Origin of the sequence: Sphingobacterium sp. UBA2480, from assembly GCF_002341965.1 — a bacterium.
GTDB classification, from domain to species: Bacteria; Bacteroidota; Bacteroidia; order Sphingobacteriales; family Sphingobacteriaceae; genus Sphingobacterium; species Sphingobacterium multivorum.
The window spans coordinates 168,050-184,653 of sequence record NZ_DDPA01000004.1 but is presented as its reverse complement, the minus strand read 5'-3'; the positions used below and the strand labels follow the sequence as shown (position 1 = coordinate 184,653).

Below are 16,604 nucleotides of genomic sequence, written 5' to 3'. Positions count from 1 at the left end.
AACTAGAAATATGGTTTAATCCGAATTGTAAAATTAATAAGGATATTTTGCCACCAACGGAATCTGTCTTCCTGGACCAAAAGCTTTTGGACTAACACGCAGGATAGGAGGAGCTTGAAAACGTTTGAATTCCGCATTATTAACCAATTTACATACCTTTTCTACTAACGATTTTTCAAAGCCCATTGCTACAACTTCAGATCCTGCTTTCTCATTTTCGATAAGCTCAAAAAGGATTTGATCCAATAAGTCGTATTCCGGTAAGGAGTCCGAATCTTTTTGATCTGGTCGAAGTTCCGCAGAAGGTGCCTTTTCAATGGTATTGATTGGAATGATCTCCCGTTCTCGATTGATATAGCGTGCTAAATCATAGGCTTTGGATTTGTAAACATCACCGATCACGGAGATGGAACCTGCCATATCACCATAGAGTGTACCATATCCGACAGCAGCCTCACTTTTGTTGGATGTATTGAGTAAAATATTGCCGAATTTATTGGAAGCGGCCATCAGAATTACCGCACGCGCACGCGCTTGAATATTCTCTTCAGTCGTATCTGGCTGTAGCCCTTCAAAAAGAGGAGCTAAACTATGTTCGAAAGCATTGGCAATATCTTTTATCGGAACGATATAATGTTTACAGCCGGTATTATTGACGAGATCCATCGCATCTTTTATCGAATGGTCGGAAGAGTAGACCGATGGCATCAGTATGGCTAACACATTATCGGCGCCCAAAGCCTCACAGGCCAAGGCGGCGACTAAGGCCGAATCGAGCCCCCCGGACAGACCTAAAACCGCCTTTTTGAAACCAGATTTTTGAAAATAATCACGGAGGCCAAGGATCAATGCATCATGTATAAGAGCCATCTCAGCTATAGACTCCTTTGAAGAAGCCGTGGTGGACGTTATATTTTGTTGATGGTAGGTGACAAATTGAAGGTCTTCTTCAAAGCTTTTTAGTTCTGCAATTTTTGTTCCTTCATTATTCAGGGCGATTGAGCGTCCATCAAAGATAATATCCATGTGAGCGCCAATTTGATTGACATAAATGAGCGGTCTACCAGCCTTTGCTACCTGTTGGCTGAGGACCTTGATCCGTTCATCAAAATGGGTATAGGAAAAAGGGGAGGCCGCAATGTTGATGAGGAGGTCTGGATTTTCATTTCTCAATTCCGCCATGGGATCACCAACGTAAGAATTGCCCCCGTCGTCATCATCCCACAAATCTTCGCAAATGGTTAAGGCGATTTTTACGCCGTTCAACTCGATACAATCAAAACGTCTGCTGGGCTCAAAATAACGATATTCATCAAATACATCATAATCGGGCAAAAGGCCTTTTTTAACAATGTTTCGGACTGCCCCATGCTCAATAAATACAGCAGTATTATAAAGCTCTTTGCCCTCAGGATCACTGTTTTTGACTGGTGCCCCAATGATACAGGCGATATCCTGACAATGGGCTGCGATTTGATGAATAGCTTCATCGGATTGACGTTTAAAGGCCTTACTTCGCAAAAGATCCTTGGCAGGGTAACCACCAATTGCGAGTTCGGCAAAAATAATAAGATCGGCCGTTGCTTCTTTGGCCTGTTGGATCGCGTTAATTATTTTTTTAGTATTTGCTTCAAAATTACCGATATGGTAATTCAATTGTGCTAAAGCTATTTTCATATGCTATTAATCGTCTAACTAAATAGGATACCAATTGATGTTGGATCTTCTCACAAATTTATTTCTTTTTTTTGATACTCTGCCCGCCCTTATGCGAATAAAAGTGCTAAGATTTTATTGCCTCTTTCGGCTCGCAAGCGGAGTGCGTGCACATTGAGTCCACGTTGGGTCCACCTTTTAAACTGCTGTCATTGTAGATGCACGCTTTTTACAAGTTGGGAGCAAATCGACGTTAGGAATAACTTTTTTATATGCTATTTACAAGGAGCAGTATGGGAAATTGCAAATGAGCACCGATTGGTTATACAGCTCTTTGGCTGAAGATTTTGTTATTGAAAGTCGAAAGGTTAGTAGACTCCCTTTTTAAGACACAAGGAGTGCTAAATTGTTTTAACATAATTTTAACAACGTTAAATGCTGTTAAATTTCTTGACATGAAAGCAGATCTGTAGTACCTTTGATATATCAAAAGAAACGAAAGATATTAAAAATAATATATAAAGAACTTTTCATAATTTAGGTTAATAATTGGTTAGGTAAAGCTCGGAGTTCCCCACTTCGAGCTTTTATTTTTTCTAAAATCCTGTTTCGAGTGGTGTTTCAATTTCCTCCTTGGTTTAATTAATTTAAAGTGTTGTTTTCGGATCATACCATTACCGCACGGCAGCGATCCTTTTGTTACTTAAGTATAGCGCCTTTCTTTTTTCTCTTTCATTTTTTCTACAGAAAAATTAGAATTAGATAGTGACCAAATTAACTCTTTAGACAGTGCTTGTTCAGTGATCGTTCAGTGCTTGTTCAGTGATTGCTCAGTGAGCACTGAATTACTAGTGACTGATCACTGTTTAAAAATTGATTAAAAATTATTATTAGGTATAAGTAGGTATCAAGATATATCAGTATTAATATCTATCTTACTTTTGAGTTTTTGGATAATTTTGGAAACACTAAAACTATCGTCCAATAAACAGATCAATCCTTATTTCTTAGTTTGAAGAGATTGTGGGAGCATATTTCCCTGTAGAGAGGGGTCGATATGAGGCAATGATGCTGTGAAGGTTTATGTTGAAAACCTCTTTGAACTAAAAAGCTCCTAAAATGAGATCATTTTAGGAGCTTTTATGCTTTATTGCTTCAGAAGGGGCGATAATTATTTGATATCTGTAACTTCAATGACAAAATCCAATGGTGAGTTTGCCGGAATAGTTCCGACAGCCTGGTTTTGGTATCCATAAAGGGAAGGTGCCATGATGTGAATTTTACTGCCTTTTTGTAGACCTTTTTCGGTTAAGCCGCCCAATTTCATGTCACCGATTTTTTGTGGTGCAAATGCGAAGGTCCAAGCAGGAATAATGGTGCTATAAAATGGATATTGATACCCCGTGTTTGTGATGATTTCAAATTCTTTGGCCGTATCAGTTTTATCAAATACACTTCCACTCAATAACTTTCCAACATATTTTACAGTCGGTTTAAATTTTAAGTATTTGCCATTTAATGTGTCAACCACTTTATATTCATAGTTCCCTGTTCCTTCGGCAAGAATTTCATACCAAATTCCCGTTTCGCTGTTGTATTGTGCATCGGGGTAATTTTGGCTAACGTAATTTTTAAGTGTTACAGAATCCGTTTTAAATTGTGCATTCGCATCATAAACAGGTGCATCGTCACTTTTGTTACAGCTTACAATAAGGAAAGCGATTGCTGCAATTCCCATGAATAGTGGTGATAACAGTTTTTTCATTGTATTTTTTTATTGGTTTTTCAAGGAAAAGCTATTTTCTTTATGAAAGTAGCTTTGCAAATGTATATTATTTTTTCTTCGTTAAAAGTTTTCACTGTAAGAATTAACATTTTGATACAGTAATTTACACTTCTGGACGCGGTGTCACAAAAAAGCCATTCTCACGAGGAAAATGGCTTCGATGAATGCATTGTTTTTATTTTTTATTTAACAGCACCAACAGCTTTTAGGTCGATGGTGTATACTACTGGTGTATTTTTAGGAACAGTTACCTTTTCGCTTCCTGTTGTATATTCTACTTGATCAAAAGAATAGTAAGAAGGAGCAATAAAGCTAATTTTATCCCCTTTTTGTAATCCTTTTTGTAATAAACCTTCAAATCTTACATCTTGACCTTGGATATTAATAATGGTAGGAATAAATGCTTGTACCCATGCTTGTCCATAAGTTTTTATGGCAACGCGAATGTCGTCGTAAACTTTAGGAACACCATCGGTATTTTTGTCAAATACAGTTCCATTCATCAGTTCACCTTTGAAGTTTAAGGTTGCAGACCACGCGTTTGCTTGTGGACCATAATAGCCAACACTTCCTGTGTAACTATATGGTGTTGAATTATCTGTTGCAAGCTCTACTTTGTACCAAATTCCTGTGGAGTCGGAAAACCGTGCGTTTTCTTTCCAATTGGTTTTGGCGTATTGCTCTAAAAGAGGAGCTTGTATTCTGAGTAGAGAATCCCTGCGTGCTTTTTCTTTTCTAGCAGCCTCTATTTGTTGTCTATTCAATGCATCATAATCGATATTATCTTTATTACAAGCCGTAAAAAGAACCCCCAGACACAAGAACGCCATTAATAATTTCGTGATATTTTTCATAATTTCTTAAAGTGTGTATTAATTATAAAATCCAAAACGCAGGAATAACGGAGTTCGCTACAAGTAAATGTTAAATTATTCTAAAAAAGCAACTAACTCCTTTGAATTCAGGTATTTTTGCTGTATATCTTTTAGACGAAATTCGCCGTCAAAACGTAGGAGAGTTGGAAAGATCATTTTTCGTCCCTGCAGCAGCTGTAATGCTAACGGATGGTATTGCCCCGTTTTCTTTCTGTTGCTTTGGGGCTTCCAGATACTGTTGTCAAAAGCAATGTCTTGAATAGATTCGGCATCGAGCTTCACCGCGTAGTAGCGTTTGTTGATTAATTGGACAATCTCCTTTTTTGTAAAGATTTCCTGTTCCATTTTCCGGCAATAGCTGCACCAATCTGTATGAATAAAGAGCAGTGTTTCGCGTGGTGAAACGGCCAGGAGTGAATCCAATTGTGCAAAATCAATCCAATTTATCCGCTCTTGTCCATAGTGACAGAGCGGATTAAAGAATAGGATTAAGAGCACATATATTTTTTGGAAATGCTTCATATCCCAAATTTATGTTAATGAAAATGACCAACACGAAGTCCAAACGTGTAAGTACGGGGGCGTGTTGGACCATAGATATAGTCTGAATCACGTAGCGCTCCCTTGTCGAAGTCCTTCTGAAAAGCATTGAACATGTTTTGTACGCCCCCAAAAATTTCAATGCTGAAATCCTTATGTATTGGAAAGGTGTACCCTAAACGGAGATTTAATTCCACAAAGTCCCGGGCATTTTTAAGAGTCATCACATCACGTTGAATATGCGGAACAATCATTTTTCCCGTGTACACTCCGGTCAGATCGATCGCAAATTGTTTGGTCGCTTTCAGGTTGCTATTCAAATAACCATAGATATTGGGTGTACGGACATATTTCTTGGTGAGGATATCCTGCCCATCTTCTTTTCCGGTATAGATGAGTTGGTCTTTCTTGTAGCGTGAGCGCTGGATCGTTCCGCCGGTTTGGAAAGAAAACCAGGAGGATGGCGCGATGTTGATTTCAATATTGGAACCATACACCCGGGCTCCTTCACCATTTTGCATTTCCTGGATAATCAATCCATCTTTTTCAGACGCCATGACGTTGACAAACTGATTGTTTAGATCCGTGTAAAATCCCTCTACCAGCAAACTTGTTTGTACATTTCCAAAATTTTTGTTGTAGCTAAAGGAACCTGTGTAGGCATTGGAATATTCTGTTTTCAGATTTTCACCGATCAATACAAATACTTGGTTTCCACCAATGGAAGTGACGTGCATGTCCTCATTGAATGCCTGCGGTGCACGGAAGCCACGTGCATAGCCCCCTCTAAATTGAAGGTCTTTTGTGATATCGTATAAGATCGTCAACCGTGGGCTAAAGGTGCCGAAGCGCTGATCTGAGTTTCGGTTTATACCTGCAAGACTATATTTACCGTCTACATAGGTATAATCATATCGCGCTCCAATTAACGTTTTAAAATTACTTAAAGGTTTCCATTCGTATTGGGCATAACTGCCTAGTCCTTTATTCTGCTGATCGATGGTTCGTTTATACCCCGGTATTTCATCCTGGGTATCGTTGTATGAAAACTCCACTCCGGCAGTAAATACATCTCTTTCAAAGTTGTAGGTATATTGTCCCCCGGCAACCAGCGCGATATCATTTGTTTTTCCATAGGCATTTGCGGCTAATGTGCTGTCGGCAAGTGTTGTTCCGCCCCCAAGACCGCCATAGTAGCTGTCGCGAACAGTTTTCTGCACAGAGCCATATAGGGACATTTTTTGCTTATAATCTGTGGAATAATGATCGTAGGTGATTCCGCCAACAAGCGAACTGGTTTCCAATTGCTCGGTGATTTGCGTCAGATGGGGTACTTTATCAAGTTGATCGCCACCGCGGCGGAACTCATTCACGGTGCTAAAATCTACCGTTATCTTATCCAGGTCAGTCGGTTTGTAAAATAATTTTGTGCCAAAAGTGGTGTTACGAAGTTTGGTTATTTCCGAAAAACCATCACCATTTGCATCGTAAGCTTCCCGATTACGGTGCATACCGTAGAATGTGGCTCCTCTTTTGAGGTCTTCCGAAACTGTTGAGGTATTAAAATCAACGGTATTATCCCAGCTTTTGCCACCAATAAGTGAGTTGGTGGATTTGACCTGCCAGTCGTTCTCTACCGGATCTTTTGTAATAATATTGATGGTCCCTGCAATGGCATTGGCACCAAATAAAGCCGAACCGCCGCTACGCACAACCTCAATACGATCGATCATACTGGTTGGAATCTGATCCAAACCGTATACGCTATTTAGTGCGGAAAATACCGCCCTACTATTGATCAATATTTGTGAATAGGGGCCCTCGAGACCATTAAGCCGGACTTGTGAAAAACCGCAATTCTGGCAATTGTTTTCTACCCGTACCCCCGGTTGATAATTCAATGTTTCCGACATAGCGACAGATTGTGTCGCATTAAATAATTTGGGACCAATGACATTGACCACTACAGGAGCGTCCTTACGTTTTACGCCATAGCGTGTAGCTGAAACCACAACCTCATCCAAATTGAGGTTGTCTTCCTCCAGTTGGATTTGCAATGGTGCCTTCAACGTGTCTAAAGAGATGACTTTGCTGAAGGAACGATAGCCCACTGCAGATATATTCAAGGTTACTTTTTGCGTTGATATTGCAGACAGCTTAAAGTAGCCATCGGCATCGGATGTTGTCGCGAGCTTGCTGTTTTTTAAGGTCAGGGTACCGGAAGGAACCGCTTCATGATTTTTATTGAACAAGTAGCCTTCAAGTTTTGACTGGGCGTATATAGTGGATGTACCAGCCAGTAATGTGGCCAATAATGTGTATTGCTTTAGCATCGTAATTTGATAAAAATTTAAAACATTTAAGCCTCGTATAGCGAGGTCTATTCCTATTGCATAAATGGCGATCGAGGTATTGCAAACTTCTCGAAAACAGGCGAATGGCTTGTTTTTTAGTAAGGTGCTTTATACCAGGCAACGTACTGAACTCCCGCCAAGGTTATTCAGCAAACGTTTTCGCCATTGTGAAAAGACAATGCTCGAAAAGGAGGCAACGAAAAGATGGTATCAAAAGATACTTATCGATAGGTACTACATTCCATAGCAACTGGACCAATCAATTGAGCGCATGGCTAACATATTGTTTTTTGCACAACACGAGTTTGGCCACCCTGGACTGCAGACCTTCGAAATCTTTGATTTTTGATTTATGCTAAGCTGGGGGGACCACGTAAGTGGTAATGATCGACGGTTGTGGTGAATGCTTCCGGACAAAATAAATGATAGCGTTCCTCTTTTACTTCACGCGGAATAGGAAGCTCAAGGACGGTAAATTCAGTTTGTACGTAGGTATTGTGATAGATGACATTGAGGTATTCGATTTGGTCATCTGTTTCTTGCGGCTTTTGTTTCTTGGTAAAATCATAAGGGTGGGTGTGCATGACAATCTCACCGGTTGATTTTACCTCTTTGTGCATAAAAACAACACCCGAAATAATAATCAGCGACATTAATACCAATTGGCAAAATGCGATAAGCTGACGTGGGGATTTCGTTGTTTTTCGGTACATAAAAAAGCGTTACTTTTTAGGGTAACGCTTCAAAAATACGATTTTATTTTGTGAGTATTCGTGATCCACTCATTAAAAAATTATAAAGTTTCTATGTGCTAAGCTTAACTTGCTTCCTGACTATTTAATCAGATGATTGTTGTCGTCTGGAAATACAACGGAAGGTTTAAACTTCTTAGCTTCCTCAAAATCCATGTTTGCGTAGGAAATGATGATGACGATGTCGCCGACCTGAACCAGGCGAGCAGCAGCACCATTCAAACAGATAATGCCTGATCCACGTTGCCCTGGGATGACGTATGTTTCAAGACGGGCTCCATTATTGTTGTTTACGATTTGAACTTTCTCGTTAGCGATGATATTTGCGGCATCCATCAAATCTTCATCTATCGTGATACTACCCACATAATTCAATTCCGCTTGTGTGACTTTAACGCGGTGAATCTTGGATTTCATTACTTCTATTACCATGGCGCAAAGGTAGGGCTTTCTACTGAATTTGAAAGATTTGTCAATTAATTTGACAAATTATTCAGAATCATATTATCAATCAAACGAACACCTTCAACCCAGGCAGCGACAAGTGCGACATGCTGCTTACTGAAATCGATGTGATTGACTTCTTTTAAGGTCGAACTCTCACATAGGGCAAAATATTCAACGGTTAGTCCTTCGGTGTCTGTTAAAATCTGCAAGGCTTTGTCCTTTATTTCCGCTAGCGGGATAGCGTCATGTATATGATCTTTTACATATTGCAGGGAGCGGGAGAGCGCCAAAGCTGTTCTTTTTCCAGCGTCGCTTAAGCGCGCGTTTCTAGAGCTCAGTGCTAGGCCGTCTTGATCTCGAATGATAGGACATATCGCCAATTGAATCGCGAGATCCTTCATGGCTATCATGCGTTTGATGACCATGACCTGTTGAAAATCTTTTTGCCCGAAACAAGCAATATCCGGTTGTACTAAGGTAAATAATTTATAGACCACCTGGGTGACACCTTGGAAATGCCCGGGGCGTTTTTCACCTTCCCAAATCTGATCCAGTTCGCCAAGGTCAAGATGCCAGGCTTCATTTTTATCGGGATACATTTCATCGACACTTGGTAAAAAGAGAATGTCGCAATCGACGGATTCCAGTAATCTAATGTCGTTTTCAATGGGCCGTGGATATTTTTCGAGATCTTTCGGATCGTTAAATTGTGTGGGGTTAACAAAAATGCTGCAAACACGAATATCGCTGATTGGTTTTGCATAATTTAATAGGGATAAATGTCCTTCATGTAAAGCGCCCATCGTAGGGATTAGAGCGATTTTTTGACCTGTTGATCGGGCTTGTTGCAGGTATGCTTGGAGAGATGCTTTCGTTTTGAAAATTTCCACTTTGCTATTTAGTTTTTGTTGGCAAAGTTGCATAATATTTTGGGAATATAAAACGATGATTAATAGTAAATTGCATAGTAAGTATTTTTTTCGTACCTTTGTAGACCGATTTTACTGTTCGAAAATAATAAATAAAAATAACTGGAGATGGCAAAAACGAAGATATTGTTTATTACTCACGAGATGTCGCCTTTCCTCGAATTAACTAAAATTTCTGAAATTACACGTCAACTTCCGCAAGCGATGCAAGAAAAGGGTTTTGAGATCCGGATCTTAATGCCGCGTTTTGGGAATATCAATGAGCGTCGAAATAGATTACATGAGGTTATTCGTCTTTCAGGCTTGAACATTGTTGTGGATAATAATGATAATCCGCTAATTATTAAAGTTGCTTCATTACCTGCGGCCCGTATGCAGGTATATTTCTTGGATAATGAAGACTACTTTCAGCGTAAAAAAGTTTTTAGTGATGAGCATGGCGAATTCTTTGCAGACAATAATGAGCGTTCGGTGTTCTTCTGTAAAGGAGCATTGGAAACTGTGAAGAAATTAGGTTGGTCCCCTGATGTAGTACACTGTCATGGATGGTTCTCTGCTTTGGTACCGGCTTACGTGAAGACAACGTATAAAGACGATCCTACATTCAAGGATGCAAAAGTGATGTACTCTTTGTTCAATGAAGAATTTAAAGGTACATTAGGTACAAAGTATGCTGAAATGGCGCCCGAGGGCTCCTTTAAGGCTGCGGATGCGCAGGTGTACGGCGATGGTAGTTATGAGGCGATCTACAAAGGTGCTTTGCATTTTACCGATATGGTGGTTGTCGCTGACGAAAATGTCAACACGGAAATAGTTGATTTTGCTCGATCAAAAGATATTCAGGTTTTTGAGCCTAATGGCGATCAGGACTACGATGCTTTTGGAGAAGTATATGATCAGTTTGCGCCAGAAGAAGTAGAAGCTTAAGCTTTACCTTTCGAAGCGTTTCGAAAAACAAACAGACAATAATATAGAAAAAGGCTATTCTCAAGGATAGCCTTTTTTTTATGCGACTCTTTTTCTTCTGGTCGAACCGTTATTTCAATGATTTTCGTTGCGCTACCTGCCAGAAACCTTTTGTCGCAATAAATATAGCTGCGAATTGCTATCTTCGCAGTAATCTGTCAATGATTTTAGATGTTCATACCAGGGAATCTCAGCGAAGATGAATCGGTTTTGATCTATACCTATGCTAGCTTATCAAATAGCATACATTGGCCGATTTAGTGTATATAAACCGCGTGTTTGGGCATATCTTAAGGATGTGAACAGACAGCATAGCTATAATTCGTGTAATGAAAATTAAGGTAGGATTTGGATTTGATGTCCATCAGATGAAAGAAGGTCATCCGTTTATTGTTGGTGGAGTGCAACTGGAGCATCATGCTGGAGCCTTTGGGCATTCTGATGCCGATGTATTGGTTCATGCGATATGTGATGCCATTTTAGGCGCCGCCAATTTGGAAGATATTGGCTACCACTTCCCAAATACAGATATGCGCTGGAAAGGCATTAGCAGTTTATTGTTATTAAAAGAATGTATGGCGCTGATTGCTGCGAAGGGATATACGCTTGGCAATATTGATGCGATGCTGTGCCTGGAAGCTCCTAAGATAAAACCCTACATTCCACAAATGAAGGTTAAACTGGCTGAAGCAACGGGTTTGGATATCGATGACATCTCTATTAAAGCAACAACAAATGAAACGATGGGATTTATCGGTCGTCAGGAAGGGGTGGTTGCCTATGCGGTTTGCTTGATTGAACGCGCGTAGTTCGCCACAATATTTTCACGTTTAAATTCTTGCTTTTGGCCCAATTAGTAATACCTTTGCCAAAGTAGGGATTCTTGGCACACTATCTGATAGAGTGTGCATTAATGTCTTAATTGAAGTCTTTAAAGATCAAAATGATGCCCTATCCAAGTTTGCAAAATGCAACTGCGGTTGGAAAAATGGTCTCTGCATTGCGGTCTTTACAATGAATAATATTTACGTTTGAAATTTAGTAAATAGATGAAACGAGTATCAAAAAAAAATCAACTTACTGAGGCTGATGTCAAGCGGTATACGTTCAATTTTTGGAAAATTATCGTCGGGATTGTCGCGATAGGTTTTCTCTTTATATTGAGTATACGTCTTGGCCTATTTGGAAAATTACCCTCCTTCAGTGATTTGGAAAACCCCAAAAGTAATTTAGCGTCTGAAGTTATCACGGAAGATCATAAGGTATTGGGAACGTATTATGTCCAAAACCGTTCCAATGTAAAGTATAGTGAATTGTCACCTTATTTGGTCAAAGCATTGGTTTCTACAGAGGATAAACGCTTTTATGATCACTCCGGGATAGACTACTCACGGACATTTACAGTTATCTTTCACACCTTGACAGGTAACAAACAGGGGGGAAGTACCATTACACAGCAGCTTGCTCTGAATCTATTTTCGGATGGACGGCAAAAGAATTTTCTAAAGCGTGTCATCCAAAAATTTCAGGAATGGATTACCGCTGTTCGTTTGGAAAGAAATTATACCAAAGATGAGATTATTACCATGTATTTTAATACGGTAGACTTTGGTGCTTATAATACCTACGGAATCAAATCCGCTGCGCGGACTTATTTCAATACGACTCCGGATAAACTGACGGCGGAACAAGCAGCCCTTTTGGTAGGAATGCTTAAAGGCCCGGGAGCATATTCTCCTGTGCGGTACCCCGAAAAATCACGTACGCGCCGTAATACAGTATTGAACAATATGGTTGCCGCTAATTTTATTTCGGCAGAGGAGGCTACCAAAGCGAAGGAGAAACCACTTGGTTTAGAACTGAAGATTGCAAATTACGGTGAAGGTTTGGCACCCTATTTTAGAGCGGTATTAAAGGATGAAATCAAAAAAGAATTCGCAAAATTGTCCATCACCAAACCAGATGGTACGCCGTATGACCTCGATCGTGATGGATTGAAAATCTATACGACGATCAATATGTCGATGCAGCAATATGCAGAGGATTCGCAAAAAGAATGGATGAAGCAATTGCAGTCTAAATTTTCCGCACAATGGAAAAATAGGGATCCTTTTAAAGGCGACAAAGCCAAACTGCTCATGAGTGGAATGAAGCGCTCTGACCGTTACCGTATTTTGAAAGAAGAGGGCTTGAATGAAGACGCAATCAAAAAGGCTTTCAATGTAAAGGTTCCGATGAATATTTTTACGTGGAAGGGAAGTGTTGATACGATGATGACGCCAATGGATTCCATTAAGTACAATAAACTCATGTTGCGCAATGCGATGATGTCTATGGAGCCGAAGACCGGACACATCAAAGCTTGGGTTGGTGGTATTGATTTTGACCACTTCAAATATGATCAGGTAAAAATGGGTACACGTCAAGTCGGATCGACGGCGAAACCATTTACGTACGCGGTTGCGATCGACAATGGCTATTCACCATGTTACAGTATTCCCAATTACCAACAAACCTATAATGGATGGACGCCAAGAGGAAATGCACAAGGTGGGAACCCGATTACTTTAGCGAAGGCATTGGCTTATTCGCAAAACTATGCGACGGCCTATTTGGTACACGAAGTTGGTGCTGCAGAAGTGGCCGCATTGACTAAACGGATGGGTATAACAAGTGATGTGCCTAATTATCCTTCGATCTCATTAGGTGCTTATGAAGCGTCGGTCTTTGATATGGTGGGTGCTTATTCGGCATTTGTGAATCAAGGAACCTGGATTGAGCCAACTGCGATCTTACGTATTGAAGATAAAAATGGTACACCGATCTATGATAAAGCACCAAAGGTCGTAAAAGCCCTAAATAGTGAATCTGCTTATATTATTGTTGATATGTTGAAAAAGGTGGTATCCCAAGGTACGGCGAGACGTATTCAATGGATGTATAAGCTCACCAATCCAATTGGTGGTAAAACAGGTACAACCAACGATAACTCAGATGCCTGGTTTATCGGTATCACACCGGAACTGGTTACAGGGGTTTGGACCGGTGCAGAAGATCGAGGTATTAGTTTCGACAGGATGGAGTACGGACAGGGGGCCGCAGCAGCGATGCCTGTATTTGCGTACTATATGCAGAAAGTATATAAAGATTCAAATCTGAAGTATACCAAGGGCGATTTTGAGCAACCGCAGGGTGGGCTTACCCGTGTCATTGACTGTAATCAGTATTGGGGCGGTGGTGGCTCTGATGTCGAAGATGGATCTACGGATTCAAGCGGTAAAGATGCGACTAAACTAAAAGATGATCGCTTAGGTTTCTAAGTTATTTTGACGAATACCATTGGGCCAGATAATAAATTTTTTCGAGATTTGTTGTCTGGCCTTTTTGCTGAACATGTTTGATATTGGAACGTAATGGACGTATTTGATTATAGAGAAGAATTAAAAAAGATACCACATCGACCGGGAGTCTATCAGTATTTTGATAAAAATAGTGAGCTGATCTATATCGGTAAAGCGAAGGATCTGCGTAATCGGGTTGGTTCGTATTTCGTGAATGAAAATCAGCTGAATGGCAAAACCCGTGTTTTGGTTCGCAAGATCAACCGTATATCTTTTACTATAGTTGATACAGAGATTGATGCTTGGTTGCTTGAGAATTCATTAATCAAGAAACACAAGCCCAAGTATAATGTTCTGTTGAAGGATGATAAAACCTATCCATGGATTGTCATCAAGAACGAACCTTTTCCGCGGGTTTTTTGGACCAGACAATATATCAAGGATGGGTCTCGTTATTATGGCCCCTATCCTTCGGTGGGGATGATGCATATTGTACTGGATCTGATCCGTGAATTGTTTCCCCTACGTACCTGCAATTTGGCCCTCACACAGGAAAATATACGGAAAGGCAAGTTTAAGATCTGTCTTGAATATCAAATTGGAAATTGTAAGGGGCCCTGCGAAGGGTATCAGTCCGAAGACGACTACGATCAGAACCTGAGCGATATCAAGGATATTCTGAACGGAAAGATTGCTGTGGTGACCAATCGTTTAAAGGAAAGTATTGGGACAGCAGCAGCGGCTTTGGATTTTGAAAGAGCGCAGTTAATGAAGGCCAAGTTGGATAAGCTGGACAATTACCAGAGCAAGTCGACGGTGGTCAACTCATCCATTACCAATGTGGATGTATTTAGTATTGCTTCAGACGAGGGTTACGCTTTTGTCAATTACCTGAAAGTCATGAATGGTGTTATTATTCAGACACAGACCCTCGAAATGAAAAGGCGTTTGGACGAGAGTGAACAGGAGCTTTTGGCCTTGGCGATACCGGAGATTCGGGAGCGCTTCAAAAGCCTCTCGCGGGAAATTATCGTACCTTTTGAATTGGATATTGAAGAGAACGAACGGATTCGATTTACGATTCCGAAGCTGGGGGAAAAGAAAAAATTGCTGGAGCTTTCCCAAAAGAATGTGGCATTTTTTAGAAAAGAGCGTCTGTTGCAATATGAAAAGCTTAATCCGGATATTCGGACGGAGCGCATCTTAAAGCAGATGCAAAAAGATCTGCGCATGAATGTGCTCCCGCAACATATTGAATGTTTCGATAACTCGAATATTCAGGGGAATTATCCCGTATCGGCTATTGTTGTCTTTAAGGATGCAAAACCTTCGAAGAAAGATTACCGCCATTTTAATGTGAAAACCGTGGAGGGGCCCAATGATTTTGCCACGATGGAGGAGGCTGTTTTTAGACGCTATAGGCGATTATTGGATGAAGATCAGCCTTTGCCGCAATTGATCATTATCGATGGGGGAAAAGGGCAGCTGGGCGCAGCCTTAAAGAGTCTGCGCTTGTTGGGGATAGAACGGAAAGTCACGGTCATCGGCATTGCCAAAAGACTGGAGGAGCTATTCTATCCGGGTGATCAATATCCACTTTATCTGGATAAGAAGTCTGAAACCCTCAAGGTCATTCAACATCTCCGGGATGAAGCACACCGTTTCGGAATCACCTTCCACAGAAATCAACGGAGCCGCAAAACCTTCGTTTCAGAGCTGGAAAATGTTCCGGGTATTGGAAAAACAACGGTTGAGAAAGTGTTAACTGAGTTTAAATCGGTAAAAAAAGTGAAGGAAGCCTCCGATGAAGAACTAAAAAAAGTGCTTAATCTGAAACAGATTAAAGCACTTCGTGAATATTTTGCAACGTAAAAATTTAAAAGAAGAATAGTTCGTGCAGTAGAGGTCGGTAAAAAAGGTCTCCGTACGAACTTTTCAAAGCGAATTAATCATCGTAACCAAAACGTTTAAGGTAGTTCTTTTTACTTCTCCAGTCAGGAATCACCTTAACAAAAAGTTCGAGGAATACTTTTCCATCGATAAACTCTTCAATATCCTGGCGGGCATAGGTACCGACTTTTTTGATCATGGCACCTGCTTTTCCGATGATAATATTTTTTTGAGAGTCGCGCTCTACAATAATTTCGGCAGCAATACGAGTGATATTTGCTTCTTCTTTGTATGATGTGACGATTACTTCTGTACTGTAGGGGATTTCCTTATCGTATAGTTTGAATACTTTTTCACGGATCATCTCAGAGACGAAGAAACGCATGGATTTATCCGTTAGCTCATCTTTCTCATAATAGGCTTCGTGAATCGGTAACTTGTCCTTGATGTAGTGCATCACGGCGGCGACATTATGATTTAATTTTGCTGAAATCGCAAAAACGGTATCTGGGTTTAATTTTTCCTGCCAAAATTCAATCTTAGCCTTGACCTCTTCTTCCGAAGATTTATCAATTTTGTTGATAAGCACGGCAACAGGGGAATTTGTTTTACGCAATTTCTCCAGGACATCGTTCTCATCGTATTTTTCGTGGATATCTGTCACAAATAAAATAATGTCTGCATCGATCAACGATCCTTGGACAAAATTCATCATCGATTCTTGCAAAGAATAGTTTGGTTTGATAACACCAGGGGTGTCCGAAAACACAATTTGATGGTCTTCATCGTTTACAATACCGATAATGCGGTGTCTTGTCGTTTGCGCTTTGGGTGTAATGATAGACATTTTTTCACCCACTAAAGCGTTCATTAGGGTGGACTTACCAGCATTTGGCTTTCCGATGATACTTACGAATCCTGCTTTATGTGACATTTTTCTAAATTTTATTAGGATTACAAAGAAACAAAATATATCTTTGTACTCCAATTCGGAAGGATCATAATCTTGTTTTTTCAAAAGAAAAAAGCAATTTTGTTCAAAAATATATTGCGGGGTGGAGCAGTTGG

13 protein-coding genes are annotated in these 16,604 nt (G+C 40.3%); 4 read left to right on the top strand and 9 right to left on the bottom strand.

Annotation, left to right across the window (positions count from 1 at the left end; translation table 11 throughout):
* Positions 1-33: 33 nt before the first annotated feature.
* From B3600_RS08275 to panC, 8 genes are all read right to left on the bottom strand, one after another.
* Positions 34-1,677: an NAD+ synthase gene (locus tag B3600_RS08275; RefSeq protein WP_286752665.1), complete on the bottom strand. Its 1,644-nt coding sequence runs from the start codon at positions 1,675-1,677 to the stop codon at positions 34-36.
* A 1,150-nt stretch (positions 1,678-2,827) separates the two neighbouring features.
* A complete protein-coding gene (locus B3600_RS08270) occupies positions 2,828-3,421 on the bottom strand; it encodes an FKBP-type peptidyl-prolyl cis-trans isomerase (protein ID WP_286752664.1) in 594 nt (197 codons plus the stop codon).
* A 203-nt stretch (positions 3,422-3,624) separates the two neighbouring features.
* Entirely contained in the window at positions 3,625-4,296 is a 672-nt protein-coding gene (locus B3600_RS08265) for a hypothetical protein (RefSeq protein WP_286752663.1), read from the bottom strand.
* Positions 4,297-4,371: 75 nt separating this feature from the next.
* Positions 4,372-4,839, bottom strand: coding sequence for a thioredoxin family protein (locus B3600_RS08260; RefSeq protein ID WP_286752662.1), 468 nt, complete (start codon positions 4,837-4,839; stop codon positions 4,372-4,374).
* A gap of 14 nt (positions 4,840-4,853) precedes the next feature.
* On the bottom strand, positions 4,854-7,190 hold the full coding sequence (locus B3600_RS08255; RefSeq protein ID WP_286752661.1) for a TonB-dependent receptor: 2,337 nt from the start codon (positions 7,188-7,190) through the stop codon (positions 4,854-4,856).
* Positions 7,191-7,561: 371 nt separating this feature from the next.
* Positions 7,562-7,924, bottom strand: coding sequence for a hypothetical protein (locus B3600_RS08250; RefSeq protein ID WP_115046549.1), 363 nt, complete (start codon positions 7,922-7,924; stop codon positions 7,562-7,564).
* Positions 7,925-8,044: 120 nt separating this feature from the next.
* Positions 8,045-8,395 carry an aspartate 1-decarboxylase gene (gene panD, locus B3600_RS08245; protein WP_115046550.1) on the bottom strand — a complete coding sequence of 117 codons (351 nt, stop codon included), beginning with the start codon at positions 8,393-8,395 and terminating at the stop codon, positions 8,045-8,047.
* A gap of 44 nt (positions 8,396-8,439) precedes the next feature.
* Positions 8,440-9,333: a pantoate--beta-alanine ligase gene (gene panC, locus B3600_RS08240; protein ID WP_312523616.1), complete on the bottom strand. Its 894-nt coding sequence runs from the start codon at positions 9,331-9,333 to the stop codon at positions 8,440-8,442.
* 114 nt (positions 9,334-9,447) lie between these two features.
* Here panC and B3600_RS08235 point away from each other — a divergent pair, with 114 nt between their 5' ends.
* The 4 genes from B3600_RS08235 to uvrC all read left to right on the top strand — a co-directional run bounded on the left by B3600_RS08235 (position 9,448) and on the right by uvrC (position 15,518).
* Positions 9,448-10,266 carry a glycogen/starch synthase gene (locus B3600_RS08235; protein ID WP_070570107.1) on the top strand — a complete coding sequence of 273 codons (819 nt, stop codon included), beginning with the start codon at positions 9,448-9,450 and terminating at the stop codon, positions 10,264-10,266.
* 368 nt (positions 10,267-10,634) lie between these two features.
* On the top strand, positions 10,635-11,114 hold the full coding sequence (gene ispF, locus B3600_RS08230; RefSeq protein WP_070570337.1) for a 2-C-methyl-D-erythritol 2,4-cyclodiphosphate synthase: 480 nt from the start codon (positions 10,635-10,637) through the stop codon (positions 11,112-11,114).
* A 240-nt stretch (positions 11,115-11,354) separates the two neighbouring features.
* On the top strand, positions 11,355-13,625 hold the full coding sequence (locus tag B3600_RS08225) for a penicillin-binding protein 1A (RefSeq protein ID WP_112374936.1): 2,271 nt from the start codon (positions 11,355-11,357) through the stop codon (positions 13,623-13,625).
* Between the two features lie 93 nt (positions 13,626-13,718).
* Positions 13,719-15,518 carry an excinuclease ABC subunit UvrC gene (uvrC, locus tag B3600_RS08220; RefSeq protein WP_115046553.1) on the top strand — a complete coding sequence of 600 codons (1,800 nt, stop codon included), beginning with the start codon at positions 13,719-13,721 and terminating at the stop codon, positions 15,516-15,518.
* Between the two features lie 73 nt (positions 15,519-15,591).
* Here the strand turns inward: uvrC and era are convergent, their stop codons facing one another.
* Positions 15,592-16,470 (bottom strand): GTPase Era, encoded by an 879-nt coding sequence (era, locus tag B3600_RS08215; protein WP_070570335.1) that lies wholly within the window; start codon positions 16,468-16,470, stop codon positions 15,592-15,594.
* Positions 16,471-16,604 lie beyond the last annotated feature (134 nt).